Origin of the sequence: Streptomyces sp. HNM0575 (assembly GCF_012726265.1) — a bacterium.
In the GTDB taxonomy this organism is placed as follows: domain Bacteria; phylum Actinomycetota; class Actinomycetes; order Streptomycetales; family Streptomycetaceae; genus Streptomyces.
In genome coordinates this window covers 289,015-306,254 of record NZ_JAASAG010000004.1, presented here as the reverse complement: position 1 = coordinate 306,254, position 17,240 = coordinate 289,015, and the positions used below count along the sequence as shown (strand labels likewise).

Here is a 17,240-nt window from a genome sequence, read left to right as displayed (position 1 = left end):
AGGCATCGCGAACCGTACCGCAGCACGCTCACGCCCCGCTGCTCAGCAGGGGAGTCGTCCCGGCGGGCGTCGCCGCCGAGCGCCCGGTCAGCAGCGGCAGCAGCGCGTCCGCCCGGTGCGGCACGTGCGCCGCGATGCCCGGGGGAGCGGGCGCGAGGGGGATCAGCACGTCCGCGGGCAGCGGGCCGCCCTCCGCGATGTCCGCGGTGGCGTCCCCGTGCAGCCACAGCGTGAGCATGTACCGCCGGGGCACGGACAGCAGGCGCGGCTGGTGGAGCCCGGGCAGCGACTCCGCCTGGAGCAGGGCCCGTTGGGACGAGGCGACATACGGTCCGCCGCAGAAGTAGGCGAAGGCCCAGCCGTCGGAGGTGAGGAGCGTCTCCGCGGCGCCGACGGCGGGGGAACCGGCGGGCGAGCCCGCCTCCCGCAGCAGGAAGCGCCAGCCCGTCAGCCTCGTGCAGGGGGCGGCCGCTTGGGGAGCGTCCGCCGCCAACTCGTGGACCGGCAGCGGCAGTTCGATCTCCAGCGAGGGGCCCGTGCCGCCGTCCGCGGCGAGCGGCGTACGCCCACCGGGCACGGACGCCGGTGAGCGGAGGGCCGCGAGAACGCTGCGGGACGCGGGAGCCGGGGCGGAGGGGACGTGCAGCGGCATGGTCGATCGCCACCTCTCACTGGAGAGACACGTGGTGCTCTGGGTGGGGTGCGGACAGCACTGTCTGCGGAGGAGGGCTGCGGTGCAGCGGCAGGGCGTCGACTGCGGGCACGGGGCGGTCCCGTGATACCGCGTCTCAGCTTGTGCAGGAGTTTATACGAAGGGTGCTACATCTCTATTTCCGCTAACCGGTCTCGATTGCGGAAACAAGGTTGTATCAGGCCGGTAATGCGCGGTACTTGACCACTTGTTGCACAGAGCCCGTCCTCGCCGCCTGGACGGATCCGCGTTCCGTGGTCGGCCGGATCCTGTCTGCGTTTCCCACAAGGACTGTGCGCCCGGTCTTGGACGGCTGCCGTATGCCTCCGGAACGTGCCGCCGGAGGCCGGGGTGAGGGGTTACCGGCACCCGGGTAAGGGCAGGTCGTGAAGGCGTTAGCGGCAGGTTCCACGGGCATCATGGCTGACACCACGCGGCCGTATCGAGGAGGGACGCCCCGATGGGTGAGAAGGTCGTCTCCGACGGGTTCGACCTGTCCGCTCGGCATCGGTACAGGCGGAAACTGAAGGATTGCCTGGAGGCGTTCAGGGTGCTCCTGGACGAGGGACGGTTCGAGCGCCCCCGCAACCTCATGGGCCTCGAGATCGAGCTGAACCTCGCGGACGCCGACGGTATGCCCCGCATGATGAACACCGAGGTGCTGCGGCGCATCGGCAGCCGGGACTTCCAGACGGAGCTCGGGCAGTTCAACCTCGAGGTCAACATCGTGCCGCACCGCCTGGCCGGCAGGGTCTTCGACCAGCTGGCCGAGGAGCTGCGCACGGGGCTCGGCTACGCGGACCGGCAGGCCCAGGAAGAGGGCGCGGGCATCGTGATGATCGGCATCCTGCCCACTCTCACCGACGAGGACCTGGTCTCCTCCAACCTCACCGAGGTCGACCGCTACACCCTGCTCAACGACCAGATCATGGCCTCGCGGGGCGAGGAGGTCGTGCTCGACATCGAGGGCGTCGAGCGGCTCACCCGCAGGTCCGCTTCGATCGCGCCGGAGGCCGCGTGCACGTCCGTGCAGCTGCACCTCCAGGTGACGCCGGAACGTTTCGCGGACGTCTGGAACGCCTCGCAGGCGGTCTCCGCCGTGCAGATCGCGATGGGCGCCAACTCACCGTTCCTCTTCGGGCGCGAGCTGTGGCGGGAGTCGCGTATCCCGCTGTTCCTCCAGGCGACCGACACGCGGCCGGACGAGCTGAGGGCTCAGGGCGTACGGCCGCGCACCTGGTTCGGGGAGCGGTGGATCGGCTCGGTCCAGGACCTCTTCGAGGAGAACCTCCGCTACTTCCCGTCGCTGCTTCCGATCTGCGACGACGAGGACCCGCACAGCGTGCTGAGGGCGGGCGGCACCCCCGGGCTGCCCGAGCTGGTGCTGCACAACGGCACCGTCTACCGCTGGAACCGGCCGGTCTACGCGGTCTCCGGCGGCGTGCCCCATCTGCGCGTGGAGAACCGGGTGCTGCCCGCCGGCCCGACCGTGACGGACGTGCTCGCCAACACCGCGCTCTACTACGGGCTGGTGCGCAGCCTCGCCGACGAGCCGCGCCCGGTCTGGTCGCGCCTGCCGTTCGGCGCGGCCTCCGCGAACTTCGAGGTGGCCTGCCGGTACGGCATCGAGGCCGAGCTGACCTGGCCGCGCCCGGGACGTCCCGGCGGCCTCGCGACGGTGCCCGCGGTGCGGCTCGTACAGGAGGAGCTGCTGCCGATGGCGGCCGCCGGGCTGGAGGCGTGGGGCGTCGAGCGAGGCGACCGGGAGCGCTGCCTCGGCGTCATCGAGGAGCGCTGCCGGCGCCGGGTGAACGGGGCGTCGTGGCAGGCGTCCGCGTACCACCGCGCCGTCGAGGCCGGCCTCGACCGGGAGAAGGCGCTCGCCGCGGTCACGCGGCGCTACTGCGAACTCGCGCGCACGGGCGAGCCGGTGCACACCTGGCCGACGTGGTCGTAGGGCGCGGCGGGGGCCACCTGGCCGCCGCTCCGCGCCACCGCGCCGGGCCCGTCCGGTGCCGTACGGCGACCGCCCCCGCTTCGCATGCCGCCGCACCGTCCGGCAAGCTATGGACGTCCCCGGCTGTCGCGGACCGGTGAACTGGAGGCATGTGTGCAGTCGCAAGCGAGCGACCCCGCTCGGTCCCCCGCGCCCGCGGGGACGCTTCAGGCCGGGACGCTGCGGCGGGAGACGCTGCTGGTCCTGGCGCTGTCGCTCGGTGCCAGCGCCGTCTCGGCGCTGATCAGCTTCATCGGCTCGCTGACCGCCTCGGGCGCCCTGGCCGACCACGCCGCACGCCTGAACACATCGCGCGCTCCGGACCGGCCGTGGCTGGACCTGGCGTGGCAGCTGTTCGGGATCGCGACCGCGCTGGTGCCGGTGGTGCTCGTGGCGCATCTGCTCACGCGCGAGGGTGCGGGCGGTCTGCGGTCCATCGGCTTCGACCGCGCCAGGCCCGCGTTCGACCTGGGACGGGGGGCGGTGCTGGCGGCAGCGATCGGCGGGAGCGGGCTGGCGCTGTACCTGGCGGCGCTTCAGACCGGCTTCAACCTGACCGTCGTACCCGAATCGCTGCCGCACGTGTGGTGGCGGATTCCGGTGCTGGTCGCCTCCGCGGTGCAGAACGCCGTGCTGGAGGAGGTGATCGTCGTCGGCTATCTGCTGCGCCGGCTGGGGCAGTTGAACTGGTCTCCGTGGCCGGCCCTCGCGGCGAGCGCGGTGCTGCGCGGCTCTTACCACCTCTACCAGGGCGTCGGCGGGCTGCTGGGAAACATGGCGATGGGCTTCGTCTTCGTACTGCTCTACCGGCGCTGGGGACGCGTGGGGCCGCTGGTGGTGGCGCACGCGCTGATCGACATCGTCGCCTTCACCGGCTACGCGCTCCTCGCGGGCAAGGTGGACTGGCTGCCGACGCCCTGACGGCCGCGGACGCCACCGCGGTCACTGCCCCGACCTGACCGCCGGGCGCCCCGCCACCCGCTGCTGCCACCCGCTGCTGCCACCCGCCCCCGTCACGCGTCCCCGTCACGCGTCGCCCTCACCATCCGGCGCACAGCTTCGCGTCGAGCACCGTGACCGCGTCGCCGGTCAGTTCGGTGCGCCCGCCGCGGAGCGTCGTACGTACCAGGCCCGTACGCGCGGAGCACTGGAGCCCCGTCAGCGAGTCACGGCCGAGGCGGCCGGACCACAGCGGCGCGAGAGCCGTGTGCGCGCTGCCGGTGACCGGATCCTCCGGGATGCCGACGGACGGCGCGAACATCCGGGAGACGTAGTCGTAGCGGCCCGTGCCGGTTTCGCCGTCACCGTCTTCGCGGGCGCCGTCCGGGGACGGGCCGGCGAGCGCGGTGACGATGACGCCGCGGTGCGGCAGGCCGCGGACGGCGGAGCTGTCCGGGGCGAGGGCACGCAGCGTCTCCTCGTCGGTCAACTCGACGAGGAGGTCTCCGAGCGGGCCCGTGTCGTACACGGAGACGGGCTCCGTGCCGAGGGCCGCGGCGAGCCCCGGCGGCGCCGGGCGGTGCGTGAGCGGAGCCGTCGGGAAGTCCAGGGTGATCGCGCCGCCGGGTGCGGCGGCGCTGAGCACACCGCTGCGGGTGCGGAAGCGGACGGTGCCGACGCCGATGCCGTCCTCGTTCAGGACGTGAGCCGTGGCGAGGGTCGCGTGACCGCACAGATCGACCTCGGCGGCGGGCGTGAACCAGCGCAGCGCCCAGTCCGCTTCCGCGTCGCCGGGCAGCGGGTGCGCGAAGGCGGTCTCGGAGAGGTTCAGCTCGCCGGCGATCCGCTGGAGGCGTTCGTCCGCCGGGAAGGCGTCTCCGTCCAGCAGCGCGACGGCGGCCGGATTGCCGCGGTAGGGGCGGGCGGTGAAGGCATCGACCGTACGGATCCTCATGGGCCGGGACGTTAAAGGACACCGGGTGGCGCGGGCGACGGCCAATGCGGCGCAGGTGGACCGGGGGGTGACCGAGCGATCGCGGAAGGGTGTTGCCATACGAGCATCGCCGATATATCGTTGAGCCATCACGACAAGTCAACGTCTGTCGTAGACAGATCATCGAAGGGATATCGTCATGCGTGAAGAAGAGCAGCAGTTCGGCGGCCGCGGACGCGGCCACAGGCGCGGCCATTTCGGTCCCGGTCCGGGTGGCCCCGGTCCCGGCGGATTCGGCCCTGGTGGATTCGGGCCCTCGGAGCGGAGGGCCTTCGGCCCCTTCGGACCGCCCTTCGGGGACGGGCCGCCCTTCGGTCCCAGAGGGCGCGGCGGCCGCGGTGGACCGCGTGGCAGGGCACGGCGCGGCGATGTGCGTGCGTCGATCCTGGCGCTGCTGAAGGACCGCCCGATGCACGGCTACGAGATGATCCAGGAGATCGCGGAGCGCAGCGGCGGAGCCTGGAAGCCGAGCCCCGGCTCGGTCTATCCGACGCTCCAGCTGCTGGAGGACGAGGGGCTGATCAGCAGTGCCAGCGAGGGAGGCAAGAACCTCTTCTCGCTCACCGACGCCGGCCGCGAGGAGGCGGACGCCGGTCCGGAGGCCCCTTGGGAGGAGGCCGGGCGCGGCATCGACTGGGAGGCCCTCAGTGAGGTGCGCAAGGCCGGCGGCGGTCTGGTCAGCGCCTTCCAGCAGGTGTGGGCGAACGGCACACAGGAGCAGCGCGACAAGGCGCTCGGGGTCGTCAACGACGCCCGTAAGAAGCTCTATCTGATCCTCGCCGACGAGGACTGAGTCCCGAGAGGGCTGGGTCCCGAGAGGACTAGGTCCCGAGAGGGCTGAGTCCGGGCGGGGTGGGGCCGTGAGGGCCGGCTCGCCGTCGCCGGGCGTGAAGCGCCCGGCCGGGAGCCGGCCCTCGTGCGACCGGACGACCGTCGTCAGACTCCGGCCGACGTCCGGTCGCGTGCTCTGCTGTCGTCGCGCTCGCGCGCGCTCGGTCCGTCGGGTCCTAACCGGGCAGCAGCGGCCGGACGTCCAGCTTCCCGGCGCCGCACACCTCGTTCATGTTCCACGGTGCCGACTTCGAGGCGCGCTGGTCCGGAGGGATCACGCGCACCGACTCCGGGGCCGGGCACCTGCCGTCGTCGGGGTCGCCCTGGCCGGGTACGACGGTCCAGTGCAGCCGCGCGGAAGCCTGCCCGCCCGGCGAGAGTGTCAGCTGGGGCGAGGGCGTGGAGTGCTCCCGTACGACCTTCGTGGGGATCTTCTCGCCGTTCTCGCCGGTCAGCTGGAGGCCGGGCCAACCCTGCGTACGGCACGTGTGCGACGAGGAGTTGGTGAGGACGAGACCGGCGTAGCGGTTCCCGGCGGCCGGCTGTCCCGGTTTCAGTGAGACGGACAGCGCGTCCGTCGTGCACCACCGGGGGCGGTCGTCGCCGCTGCCGGATCCGCCGGGACGGCCGCTGCCGTCCTGACCGCTCTGCGCGCGCGGTGGCTGGGAGCCGCCGGGGTCCGCCTCCTGCGACCCCGGTGACGACGGGGTGCCGGAGCCCGCGTCGTGTACCGACGCCGGCGAGTTGGCGGAGGAGCCCGAGCCCGCGGTGCATCCGCTGACGGTGACGGTGGCGCCGAGGGCGAGAGCGGCGAGAACGGAGCGTGCATGGTGTGCGCCCATGGGAATCTCCAAGTGCTGCCGTATGGGGGGCTGTTGGTGAACAAGACGCAACGTTCCGGGCATTCGGTTCCTGTATGCCCAACTCGACGGCCCCTGAGTCGCGGCTCATCCTCAAGGAGGAGGCGGCCCGCCGTGCTCACACCTCCCGGGGTATTCGCATATGCCCCGCGGCGAGGATGTGTACCGGTATGTGCGCGTGATGCGGTGGTGCCGTGGACACCAGTACGCCCCCAGTGACCGCCGGTTCGCCCGGCGCGCTGATCGAGGAGCGGCTGAGCGAGCAGCTGGCCGCCGTCGTCGCAGCCGCGCGCCGGCGGGCCTCCCTGGGCGGCGACCGTCAGGTGGACACCGCACATCTCCTGCACGGCCTCCTCGAATCGGACCCGGTGGTACGGGCGTTCCTCGGCGGTGGCGGTCCGCAGACGGCGAAGCTGCTCGGCTACCTCGCGCAGCGTTCCATCGGCTACGGGCTGCGCTGGCAGGAAGCGGTGGAGAGCACCGGCCGCCGGACCGCCGCGAGAGCGGGTGCCGTCCTCCTGCCCGGCTGGTCGCCGGCCGCCGCGGCGGCGATGGACGTCGCGCTGGGGAGGGCCGCGGCGCGGGGCGCGGTGCGGGCCGAGGGTGTCGACCTGTTCGCAGGCATCGCCTCGGACGCGGACTCCCGGGCGGCCGATGTGCTGCGTACCGCCGGAGTCGATGTACGGGGTCTCGCCGCCGGTCTCGCCGCCGGGCTCGCCGCCATGGCGCCGGATCCGTGCCGTCGGACATGAGACTGACAGGTGTATCAGGGGTGACACTCCTGTCTGGCGTTGCCATGATGAACGCATGGACGACACCTCGCAGTTCGGCCCGTCCGCAGGCGGGCCGGCCGGGCCCGGCCAGGGCCCCCGCCCCGGTTCCCTTCACGGCCGAGGTAACGGCCCCGGTGACGGTCCCGGTAGTCGCCGCGGTCTCGGGCTGACGCTCGCGCTCGTCTCCGCCTTCGCGTTCGGCGGTTCGGGCCCGGCCGCGAAACCGCTCATCGAGGCCGGTCTCGAACCGCTGCACGTGACCTGGCTGCGGGTGGCCGGCGCGGCCCTCGTCATGCTGCCGCTCGCCTGGCGTCACCGGGCGCTGGTGCGTGAACGGCCGGGCCTGCTCCTGGGGTTCGGGCTGCTGGCCGTCGCCGGTGTGCAGGCGTGCTACTTCGCTGCGCTCTCCCGCATCCCGGTCGGCGTCGCGCTGCTCATCGAGTATCTGGCGCCGGCGCTGGTGCTCGGGTGGGTGCGGTTCGTACAGCGGCGTCCGGTGAGCCGGTCGGCGGGCGTGGGAGTGGTGCTCGCCGTCGGCGGACTGGCGTGCGTGGTGCGGGTGTGGGCCGGGCTGACGCTCGACGCCGTGGGGCTGCTGCTCGCCCTCGGTGCCGCCTGCTGCCAGGTGGGCTACTTCGTGCTGTCGGACCACGGCAGCGACGGTGCGGACGGCCGCCGTCCCTCCGACCCGCTCGGCGTGATCGCGTACGGGCTACTGACCGGTGCCGCGGTGCTCACGCTGATCGCGAGGCCCTGGGAGATGAAGTGGTCCGTGCTGGGCCGTGCGGCCTCCATGGACGGCACGTCCGTGCCCGCGGCCGTACTGCTGGGGTGGATCGTGCTCGTCGCGACGGTCGCCGCGTATCTCACCGGGGTCGTATCGGTGCGCAGGCTCTCCCCGCAGGTCGCCGGTGTGGTCGCATGCCTCGAAGCCGTCATCGCCACGGTGCTCGCCTGGGTGCTCCTCGGCGAACACCTCGCCCCCGTACAGCTCTTGGGCGGTGCGGTCGTGCTGCTCGGCGCGTTCATCGCACAGCGGTCCGCGCCGAAGCAGGGGCAGGCCGAGCCGGTCGCGGCCGGCGGCCGGGGGAGCGGGGAGGTCGCCGGCGGCCTCCCTACGGACACCGCCGAGGACCGTATGTGACGTGGGCCGTACGTGACGTGGGCCGTGCCCGGCGCGTAACCGGCACGTACGGGCCCATGCGGGCGTGACGCGACGCGGCACCGCTCAGCAGGGGCCGCCGGCGGCCCGCCGCCTCAACTGCCCCCTTGCGAGCGCCCGTCGAGATATCCGGGCAGCGGCGTCCCCGGCTTGAGATCGGCGCTCGGCACGGGCGTGCCGTAGGACCGGGCGACGGGCACGACACCGCTCCAGTGCGGCAGAGCGAGATCCTCCGGATCGTCGCTCGGGTCGCCCTGGCGCACCTTCGCCGACACCTCGGCCAGGTCGAGGCGGAGCACCGCCGTGGCCGCGAGCTCCCTGGCGTCGGGCGGACGGGAGTCCGCCGCACGGCCCGGCACGACCTTGTCGACCAACACGTCCAGCGCGGCGGTGAGTTCGGGGCCCTCCGGCAGCCGGTGCGCGGTGCCGTGCACCATCACGGAGCGGTAGTTCAGCGAGTGGTGGAACGCGGAACGGGCCAGGACGAGCCCGTCGAGCAGCGTGACCGTGAGGCAGACCGGCAGGCCCTCCTCGCCGTCCGCCTGCCGCAGCGGGCGCGAGCCCGTCGACCCGTGCAGATACAGCCGCTCGCCGATCCGCGCGTACAGCGTCGGCAGGACGACCGGCGCACCGTCGCGCACGAAGCCGAGATGGCAGATGTAGTCCTCGTCGAGGATCGAGTGCACCGACTCGCGGTCGTACGAGGCGCGTTCGCGGTGCCGGGTCGGGACGCTGCGCTCCGTGCGCGCGTAGGTGTCGGGGGAGGGGCCGGGGGACGGCACGGTGTGGGCCAAGGAACTCTCCCTTGCGCTCGGGCGGGCTTCTCGCTGCTTGCGCGGTATTTTGTACTAGTGCAGAATCTGTTTTGTGCTAGGAGAATATCGGATCGAGGGGCGGCGCGCAGCTGAGATCGCAGCGAGCGTCGAGAGCGGCGTGCGCGACGGCGCTCTGCGCCCGGGTCAACTGCTGCCGCCCCTGCGGGAGTTGGCGCAAGACCTGGCGGTGAACGCCAATACCGTCGCCGCCGCCTACCGGAGCCTGCGCGAGCGCGGTGTCATCGAGACGGCCGGCCGCCGGGGCAGCCGAGTGCGGGAGCGTCCGGCCAGTACGCCGCGCGAGGCGATCCGTGCCGAGGTGCCCGAGGGGTGCGTGGACATCTCCACCGGCAACCCCGACACCGGACTGCTGCCGCCGCTGCACTCCGCGCTGGCGTCCGCAGCGGAGAACGCCGCCCGCCGCGCCACGCTCTACGGCGACCCCGCCGTCAGCGAACGGCTCTCCGCCGAAGCGCGCCGCCGCCTGGACGAAGACGGCGTGCCGGACGGGCCGTTGGCGGTGACCTCGGGTGCGCTCGACGCCATAGAGCGCGTGCTCGCGGCGCATCTGCGCCCGGGCGACGCCGTCGCCGTCGAGGACCCGGGGTGGGGGAGCCTGCTCGATCTGGTTCCCGCGCTCGGGCTGCGGACCGTGCCCGTGGCGGTCGACGACGAGGGCCCCCTTCCCGGAGAGACCGAGCGCGCGCTGCGCCAGGGCGCGCGGGCCCTGATCGTCACCGCGCGGGCGCAGAACCCGACCGGAGCGGCGGTGAGCGCCGGTCGCGCCGCCATGCTGCGAGAAGTGCTCGCCGGGCATCCCGGCACCCTGCTGATCGAGGACGACCACGGGCACGGCATCGTCGACGAGCCGCTCAACACCCTTGCGGGTCATACGGATCGCTGGGCCGTGGTCCGCTCCACCGCCAAGGCGTACGGGCCGGATCTGCGGCTTGCCGTCGTCACCGGGGACGCGGTCACGCTGGACCGGCTGCGCGGGCGCCAGCTTCTCGGCCCCGGCTGGGTCAGCCGTCTCCTCCAGGACGCCGTGCTGCATCTGTGGGAGTCGGAGGCCGTCGACGTCGCCGTGGTCTCCCGTTCCTACGGAAGGCGCCGGGACGCGCTCGTCGACGCGCTCGCCGCGCGAGGGGTCGAGGCGCACGGGCGCAGCGGGATGAACGTGTGGGTGCCCGTGCCGGACGAGACCGGCGCCGTCGCGCGCCTGCTGCACAAGGGCTGGGCCGTCGCTCCGGGAGCGCGCTTCCGGCTGGCGTCGCCGCCCGGGGTGCGGCTGACCGTCTCGCCGCTGACGGTGGAGTCCGCCGGGGAACTGGCCGCGGCGGTCGCAGGGGCTCTGCGTACGGGCGTGGGGCGGCGCTACGACTGACGCGCGGGGCTACGACATGGGCCACGGCATGGGCGCTACGGCCGGCGGCGCTGCGTCAGGGGGCGACTACTGGCGCGCTCCAACACGCGCCGTACGAGAGGGCGTTGTGAACCGAGCCGCCGCGGCAGGGGCGGGTCTGCGGGAGCGGCTTGGGAGCCGGCGGGGCGCCGCGGGGGTGTGATGCTCGCGTCCGTACACCGCACCCCGCGGCCTCAGCCCTCATATGCCGCGGTCTCAGCCCTCGGCGAGGTGGATCGTGCCGTTCTTGACGGAGACCTTCGCCGGGGGGAGCGGCTTGGTCGCGGGACCGCCCTTGACGCTGCCGTCGGTGATGTCGAACTTGCTCTCGTGGCAAGGGCAGATGATGGTGCCGCCCTTGACCTCGGAGACCGAGCAGCCCTTGTGCGTGCAGGTCGCGGAGAAGGCCTTGTACTCGGAGCCGCTGGGCCGTGTCACGACGACCTTCTGCTCCTTGAAGATCATGCCGCCGCCCTCGGGGATGTCGGAGGCCTTGCCCAGCTCGCCCTTCGCGCCGCCACCGCCTTCGCTGCCGCTGTCGCCACCGGCGTTCTCGTCGCCTCCGGAACCGTCTGCGCTCTCGGAGCCGCACGCTGCGAGAGCCACTGCGGCCGAGGCGGCGCCGGCGGCGGCGAGCACGGACCTACGGGTGGTCGATGCTGTCATGGGGAAGATCCTGTTCTGTCGGGGGCTGCACGCGTTGCCTCTGCCCTGCGAATCCTGCACAGCAGCCCGTCAGCCGCGAAGGGCTTTGTCAAGAAAGACCAATTGCGCCGGGAGCGGCCTCGCGGCTGTGACCGGGTCGCTTACGATGTGCGACCGTCCGGGCAGCGGCAGCACCGAGCGTTCCCGTCCGGCGGCTAGCCTGAGCGGATGCTCCGCGAAGTCACCGCCACCCGTTACGTCACCCCGCTGAGGGAGGGCGGTTCGCTGCCGGGGATCGTCGAGGCGGACGACCTGGGCACCTACGTCATGAAGTTCACCGGCGCCGGACAGGGCCGCAAGACGCTGGTGGCCGAAGTCCTCGCCGGCAGGCTCGCCCAGCGCCTCGGTCTGCGCGTCCCCGAGCTCGTGCGCATCCAGCTCGATCCCGTCATCGGGCTGAGCGAGCCGGACGAGGAGGTGCAGGCGCTGCTGAAGGGCAGCGGCGGACTCAATCTCGGCATGGACTTCCTGCCGGGCTCCCTGGGCCTGGAGCCGCAGACGTTCGGCGTGAGCGCGGCCGAGGCGGGCCGGGTGGTGTGGTTCGACGCGCTCGTCGGCAACGTCGACCGTTCCTGGCGCAACACCAATCTGCTGGTGTGGCACGGTGACATGTGGCTCATCGACCACGGGGCGAGCATGATCTGGCACCACAACTGGCCCTCCGCACAGGCGTCTTCGGGCAGACCGTACGACGCGTCGGATCACGTGCTCGCGCCCTTCGGCCCTGATGTGGCCGCGGCGCAGGCGGAGTTGGGGCCGCTCGTGACGGACGGCCTGCTCGCGGAGTGCGCGGCCGAGATCCCCGACGAGTGGCTGACGGACGAGCCCGGCTTCGCCGGTCCCGGCGAGGTGCGTGACGCGTACGTACGGACGCTCTCCGGGCGGGTCCCCGCACTGAACGAGCGCATCACCCTCGGCGCACCGACTGCGGACGGCCCCTCACGGGCGCCCGGCTGGCTCACCGGCGGCCGGCCGCTCAGGCAGCGCGACCAGCGGGCGGCGCGGCCGTGAGCGGCGGCACGGGCACGCCGGACGCCGGGACCGGCGCAGGCGCGAGCGGCGAAGCGGAGCCCCGCCCCTGCCCCGGCGGTGACGCCCGCGCCGGGCGCGAGGTGTTCGAGTACGCGCTGCTGCGCGTGGTGCCGCGCGTCGAACGCGGCGAGACGATGAACGCGGGCGTCGTCGTCTACTGCCGCGCCCGGTCGTTCGTCGTGGCCCGTACGCACCTGGACGAGGCACGGCTGCTCGCGCTCGACCCGCGGGCCGATCTGGACGGTGTGCGGGGAGCGCTGGACGCCGCGGAGGCGGTCTGCGCCGGAGGCGTCGCCGCGGGCCAGGCGGCGGCCGAGCCGCCGGGCAGCCGCTTCCGGCGGCTGGTCGCACCCCGCAGCACCGTGGTTCAGCCCGGACCGGTGCACACCGGCCTGACCTGTGACCCGGAGGCGGAGGCCGAGCGGCTGCTCGAACTGCTCGTGCGGTGAATCTCATGTGCGCGGGCACCCGTTGACAGCGGATGGCCCGGCTCATAGCGTCACGACTGCCACAAGAAACTAAGCGGTTGCTCACCGAAGCGGAGTTCACCGAGTAGAGCTCACCGAGGCGGTGCTCACCGCAGCGCTTGCTCAGCACACCGGCCGTCCACGCGGCTCACGACGAATCCAGGGCGAGGAGATACAGCATGTCCACCACCGACCAGCGCGTCGCGATCGTCACCGGCGCGGCGCGGGGCATCGGCGCCGCCACCGCGGTACGGCTCGCGGCCGAGGGCCGCGCCGTAGCCGTGCTCGACCTCGACGAGTCGGCCTGCAAGGAGACCGTGGAGAAGATCACAGCGGAGGGCGGCAAGGCGATCGCCGTGGGCTGCGACGTCTCCGACTCGGCGCAGGTCGAGACCGCCGTGGCGCGCGTCGTCGACGAACTCGGGCCGCCCACCGTGCTCGTGAACAACGCCGGCGTGCTGCGGGACAACCTGCTGTTCAAGATGAGCGACGCCGACTGGGACACGGTCATGAACGTGCACCTGCGCGGTGCGTTCCTGATGTCCCGCGCCTGTCAGAAGCACATGGTCGACGCCGGGTTCGGACGCGTCGTGAACCTCTCCTCGTCCTCCGCCCTCGGCAACCGCGGCCAGGTCAACTACGCGGCGGCCAAGGCCGGAATGCAGGGCTTCACCAAGACCCTCGCCAAGGAGCTCGGCAAGTTCGGCATCACCGCCAACGCCGTCGCACCCGGCTTCATCGTCACCGACATGACCGCCGCCACCGCCGAGCGCGTCGGCATGGGCTTCGAGGACTTCCAGACCGCCGCGGCCTCGCAGATCCCCGTGCAGCGCGTCGGCAGGCCCGAGGACATCGCCAACGCCATCGCCTTCTTCAGCGGCGAGCAGGCGGGCTTCGTCTCCGGGCAGGTCCTGTACGTGGCCGGCGGCCCGCTCAACTGACCGGAGGGTCGCGGAAGATGGCACAGAACGAGGCAGTACGGCAGGACGGCGGCGAGGTGCGGGACAGCGGCGAGGTCGCGATCGTCACCGGCGGCAGCCGCGGCATCGGCTACGGGGTCGCGGAGGCGCTGATCGCCCGCGGGCACCGCGTGTGCGTCACGGGACGCAACGAGGACGCCCTGAAGGAGGCCGTCGCCGCGCTCGGACCGCAGCGCGCGATGTACGTCGCGGGCAAGGCGCACGACGACGAGCACCGGCGCACGGCCGTCGAGCAGGTCATGGAGGCCTACGGCAGGGTCGACCACCTGGTCAACAACGCAGGTACGAACCCGGTGTTCGGCCCCATCGCCGAGCTCGACCTGGGCGTGGCCCGCAAGGTGTTCGAGACCAACGTGGTCTCCGCGCTGGGCTTCGCGCAGTCGACCTGGGCGGCCTGGCAGCGCGACCACGGCGGGACGATCGTCAACATCGCCTCCATCGCCGGGATGTCGGCCTCGCCCTTCATCGGCGCGTACGGCATGAGCAAGGCGGCCATGATCAATCTCACACAGCAGCTGGCGCACGAGTTCGCGCCGGGCGTACGGGTCAACGCGGTGGCTCCGGCGGTCGTGAAGACGAAGTTCGCCGCCGCTCTCTACGAGGGCCGGGAAGAGGACGCGTCCGCCCGCTATCCCATGCACCGGCTCGGTGTGCCCGAGGACATCGGCGGTGCCGCCGCTTTCCTCACTTCTCCCGACTCGGCGTGGATCACGGGTCAGACTCTGGTCGTCGACGGAGGGCTGGCGCTGAACGCCGGAGTCGAGTAGGCATTTCCGCGCCCCGCGGACATCGCCGAGCAGATCGTTTCTCGCGAATTCGGGTGCCGGTCCGTCGTCGGACCGGCACCCGCTGTCATCGGAAAGTGAGGAGTCTCGTTGGTAATTGACGAATGGTTGACCTCTGCATGTTCCACGGGACGGTGCTGAGGTAGGGTCGCTCTCGCCTCTCGGCCAGCGGGTCCGCGTAGGGCGCCGTCGTACTCCGTACGGCGGCGTGAAGAAAGCGCAAGCAACGCATTGACCGGCCGACGGCATTTCCCTTTCGTAACTGCATCGGCAGTAGTGGCCCCGCCGACTGAGGAGCTCGCAGGTGTTCGACCGGAACGGACCTCTGAGGATCGCAGCGACCGTCGTCATAGCGACGTCCATGGTCGCCGGGTGCAGTTCGATGTCGGGTGACGACGCCGAGGCAAAGCGCCGCGAGATCGTCACGGGTACGACCAGCGCCCCCAGCACCCTCGACCCGGCGGCGGCCTGGGACGGTTCGTGGGAGCTGTACAAGAACGTCTTCCAGACGCTGCTGTCCTTCCCGAGCAGCAGCTCCTCCCCGGAGCCCGACGCGGCCAAGCGCTGCGGCTTCACCGACTCCGCGAGCCGCGTCTACCGCTGCACGCTGCGGGACGGGCTGAAGTTCTCCAACGGGAACCCGCTCGACTCCCAGGCCGTCAAGCACTCGATCGACCGCGTCATGACGATCAAGGCCAAGTCCGGCCCGCTCGGGCTGATGGGGAGCCTGGACCGCGTGGAGGCACCGGACAAGCGGACGGTCGTCTTCCATCTGAAGAAGTCCGACGCCACCTTCCCGTTCATCCTCGCCACCCCGGCCACCGCGATCGTCGACCCGGAGACCTACCCGGCGAAGAAGCTGCGCAAGGGCGACAAGCTCGTGGGTTCCGGACCGTACTCGCTGAAGTCGTACACCAAGGGCAAGAAGGCGGAGCTGACGCGGTACAACGGCTACCGCGGTCCCGCGGAGCCCAAGAACGACGTCGTCACCATCGAGTACTTCCAGGACTCCGGGAAGATGGTGAAGGCGCTCAAGGACAAGAAGATCGACGTCGCCTACCGCGGACTGACTCCCGATCAGGTCAGCGGATTCCAGAAGGCACAGGCGAACGGCGACCAGCAAGTCGAGCTGACCGAGCTTCTCGGCTCCGAGATCAGCTATCTCGTCTTCAACCCCAAGGACCCCATGGCGGGAAATCCCGCCGTGCGCAAGGCCATTGCCGAACTGATCGACCGCAAGGCGCTCGTGCGCAACGTCTACAACCGCACGACCGACCCGCTGTACTCCATGGTCCCCGGCGGTATCACGGGCCACACCAGCGCCTACTACGACCGCTACGGCGAGCCCGACCGCAACAAGGCGGCGAGCACCCTCCGCGACGCGGGCATCAACAAGAAGGTCCCGCTGAAGCTGTGGTACACCACGGACCGCTACGGCTCCACGACGGGTGAGACCTTCGCCGAGCTGAAGCGCCAGCTGAACAAGTCGGGCCTCTTCGACGTCACCGTCAAGGGCCGTCCCTGGTCCGAGTTCGTCGAGGGCTACAGCAAGGGCAAGTACCCGGTCTTCGGGCGCGGTTGGTTCCCCGACTTCCCCGACGCCGACAACTACGTCGCGCCCTTCGTCGGCAAGAACAACGCCCTCGGCACGCCGTACGAGAACTCCGAGATCACCGAGGACCTGCTGCCGAAGTCGCGCAAGGAGAGCAACCGCGCCACCGCCAGCCGCGCCTTCACCCGCGCGCAGAAGCTCATCGCGAAGGACGCGCGGCTGCTGCCGCTGTGGCAGGGCCGTGTGTACGTGGCCTCGCTCAAGGACGTCGCGGGCGTCGAGTGGGTGCTCGACCCGTCGACGCTTCCGCGGATGTGGGAGCTGCACAAGAAGTCCAGCTGGTAGACCCGCCCGCCCGGCTTCGAGAGGGGGTCCCGTCGGCGCTGCCGGCGGGACCCCCTCTCTGTCAGTGGCAGCCGGTACGTTCGTGACGGCAATGACGACGTACGAAGGCGCCGCGGAGGTAGGAGAGTTGAACGACATGCTGGGCACGCTGCCGGACTCCTGGCAGCAGGCCCTCGGCGAGGAGACCGGCAAGCCCTACTTCAAGGAGCTCGCCGAGTTCGTCGAGCAGGAGCGGGAGCGCGGTCCCGTCTACCCGCCGCGCGAGGAGGTCTTCGCGGCCCTGCACGCCACTCCCTACGAGCGGGTGAAGGTGCTGATCCTCGGCCAGGACCCGTACCACGGGGAGGGGCAGGGGCACGGCCTGTGCTTCTCCGTGCGGCCCGGCGTCCGCACCCCGCCGTCGCTGCGCAACATCTACAAGGAGCTGCGCGACGACCTGGGCCATCCCGTCCCCGGCACCGGGTATCTGATGCCGTGGGCCGAGCAGGGCGTGCTCCTGCTCAACGCGGTGCTGACCGTACGCGCGGGGGAGGCCAACTCCCACAAGGGCAAGGGCTGGGAGACCTTCACCGACGCGGTGATCCGGGCCGTCGCGGCCAGGGAGGCTCCCGCGGTCTTCGTGCTCTGGGGGAACCACGCCAGGAAGAAGCTCCCGCTGATCGACACCGCGAGGCACACGGTCGTGCAGGGCGCACACCCCTCCCCGCTCTCCGCGAAGAAGTTCTTCGGCTCCCGGCCCTTCAGCCGGATCGACGAAGCGGTCGCCGCCGCGGGACACGCGCCCGTCGACTGGCGCATCCCGGACGCCGGAGCCCGCGCCTGAGCGCGAATGTCAGTGCCGCCCGCTAGCGTCGTCGTTGCAGGTGACGGCAGCACTCGGCGCGCCCGGTGAAGGAGGAGTCCCGTGACGG

Annotated in this window: 17 protein-coding genes; 12 read left to right on the top strand and 5 right to left on the bottom strand. The window is 71.8% G+C overall.

Features of this window, described 5'->3' with window-relative positions:
• Positions 1–28: 28 nt before the first annotated feature.
• Positions 29–652: a hypothetical protein gene (locus HCC61_RS12625; protein ID WP_169135480.1), complete on the bottom strand. Its 624-nt coding sequence runs from the start codon at positions 650–652 to the stop codon at positions 29–31.
• 499 nt (positions 653–1,151) lie between these two features.
• Between HCC61_RS12625 and HCC61_RS12620 the strand changes: the two genes are divergently transcribed.
• A complete protein-coding gene (locus HCC61_RS12620; protein ID WP_169135479.1) occupies positions 1,152–2,648 on the top strand; it encodes a glutamate--cysteine ligase in 1,497 nt (498 codons plus the stop codon).
• Between the two features lie 153 nt (positions 2,649–2,801).
• The gene (locus HCC61_RS12615; protein WP_346777158.1) at positions 2,802–3,608 is read left to right on the top strand and encodes a CPBP family intramembrane glutamic endopeptidase; all 807 of its coding nucleotides are present in this window, start codon (positions 2,802–2,804) and stop codon (positions 3,606–3,608) included.
• Between the two features lie 118 nt (positions 3,609–3,726).
• On the opposite strand, the gene HCC61_RS12610 is transcribed toward HCC61_RS12615, so the two are convergent.
• Positions 3,727–4,581 carry a PhzF family phenazine biosynthesis protein gene (locus HCC61_RS12610; protein WP_169135477.1) on the bottom strand — a complete coding sequence of 285 codons (855 nt, stop codon included), beginning with the start codon at positions 4,579–4,581 and terminating at the stop codon, positions 3,727–3,729.
• A gap of 178 nt (positions 4,582–4,759) precedes the next feature.
• Here HCC61_RS12610 and HCC61_RS12605 point away from each other — a divergent pair, with 178 nt between their 5' ends.
• Positions 4,760–5,413: a PadR family transcriptional regulator gene (locus tag HCC61_RS12605; protein ID WP_169135476.1), complete on the top strand. Its 654-nt coding sequence runs from the start codon at positions 4,760–4,762 to the stop codon at positions 5,411–5,413.
• Positions 5,414–5,627: 214 nt separating this feature from the next.
• Here HCC61_RS12605 and HCC61_RS12600 read toward each other — a convergent pair whose 3' ends face one another.
• Positions 5,628–6,293, bottom strand: a complete 666-nt coding sequence (locus HCC61_RS12600) for a DUF4232 domain-containing protein (protein ID WP_169135475.1) — start codon at positions 6,291–6,293, stop codon at positions 5,628–5,630.
• Positions 6,294–6,505: 212 nt separating this feature from the next.
• On the opposite strand from HCC61_RS12600, the gene HCC61_RS12595 reads away from it, so the two are divergent.
• Both HCC61_RS12595 and HCC61_RS12590 read left to right on the top strand, forming a co-directional pair.
• Positions 6,506–7,063 (top strand): Clp protease N-terminal domain-containing protein, encoded by a 558-nt coding sequence (locus HCC61_RS12595; RefSeq protein WP_346777157.1) that lies wholly within the window; start codon positions 6,506–6,508, stop codon positions 7,061–7,063.
• Between the two features lie 55 nt (positions 7,064–7,118).
• The gene (locus tag HCC61_RS12590) at positions 7,119–8,228 is read left to right on the top strand and encodes an EamA family transporter (protein WP_169135474.1); all 1,110 of its coding nucleotides are present in this window, start codon (positions 7,119–7,121) and stop codon (positions 8,226–8,228) included.
• Positions 8,229–8,341: 113 nt separating this feature from the next.
• Here HCC61_RS12590 and HCC61_RS12585 read toward each other — a convergent pair whose 3' ends face one another.
• Positions 8,342–9,040: a pyridoxamine 5'-phosphate oxidase family protein gene (locus HCC61_RS12585; protein ID WP_206322395.1), complete on the bottom strand. Its 699-nt coding sequence runs from the start codon at positions 9,038–9,040 to the stop codon at positions 8,342–8,344.
• Between the two features lie 73 nt (positions 9,041–9,113).
• Between HCC61_RS12585 and HCC61_RS12580 the strand changes: the two genes are divergently transcribed.
• Entirely contained in the window at positions 9,114–10,445 is a 1,332-nt protein-coding gene (locus tag HCC61_RS12580; RefSeq protein ID WP_169135473.1) for an aminotransferase class I/II-fold pyridoxal phosphate-dependent enzyme, read from the top strand.
• Between the two features lie 234 nt (positions 10,446–10,679).
• On the opposite strand, the gene HCC61_RS12575 is transcribed toward HCC61_RS12580, so the two are convergent.
• The gene (locus HCC61_RS12575; protein WP_169135472.1) at positions 10,680–11,129 is read right to left on the bottom strand and encodes a Rieske (2Fe-2S) protein; all 450 of its coding nucleotides are present in this window, start codon (positions 11,127–11,129) and stop codon (positions 10,680–10,682) included.
• Between the two features lie 207 nt (positions 11,130–11,336).
• Between HCC61_RS12575 and HCC61_RS12570 the strand changes: the two genes are divergently transcribed.
• The 6 genes from HCC61_RS12570 (at position 11,337) to HCC61_RS12545 (ending at position 17,152) form a co-directional block, all read left to right on the top strand.
• Complete coding sequence (locus HCC61_RS12570) at positions 11,337–12,179, top strand: HipA family kinase (protein WP_169135471.1); 843 nt, start codon at positions 11,337–11,339, stop codon at positions 12,177–12,179.
• A gap of 101 nt (positions 12,180–12,280) precedes the next feature.
• Positions 12,281–12,649, top strand: coding sequence for a DUF3037 domain-containing protein (locus HCC61_RS12565; protein ID WP_169135690.1), 369 nt, complete (start codon positions 12,281–12,283; stop codon positions 12,647–12,649).
• A 197-nt stretch (positions 12,650–12,846) separates the two neighbouring features.
• Positions 12,847–13,608 (top strand): 3-oxoacyl-ACP reductase FabG, encoded by a 762-nt coding sequence (gene fabG / locus HCC61_RS12560; protein ID WP_169135470.1) that lies wholly within the window; start codon positions 12,847–12,849, stop codon positions 13,606–13,608.
• Positions 13,609–13,625: 17 nt separating this feature from the next.
• Positions 13,626–14,414: an SDR family oxidoreductase gene (locus HCC61_RS12555; protein ID WP_169135469.1), complete on the top strand. Its 789-nt coding sequence runs from the start codon at positions 13,626–13,628 to the stop codon at positions 14,412–14,414.
• Between the two features lie 322 nt (positions 14,415–14,736).
• On the top strand, positions 14,737–16,329 hold the full coding sequence (locus tag HCC61_RS12550) for an ABC transporter substrate-binding protein (protein ID WP_169135468.1): 1,593 nt from the start codon (positions 14,737–14,739) through the stop codon (positions 16,327–16,329).
• A 136-nt stretch (positions 16,330–16,465) separates the two neighbouring features.
• Entirely contained in the window at positions 16,466–17,152 is a 687-nt protein-coding gene (locus HCC61_RS12545; RefSeq protein ID WP_169135689.1) for a uracil-DNA glycosylase, read from the top strand.
• Positions 17,153–17,240 lie beyond the last annotated feature (88 nt).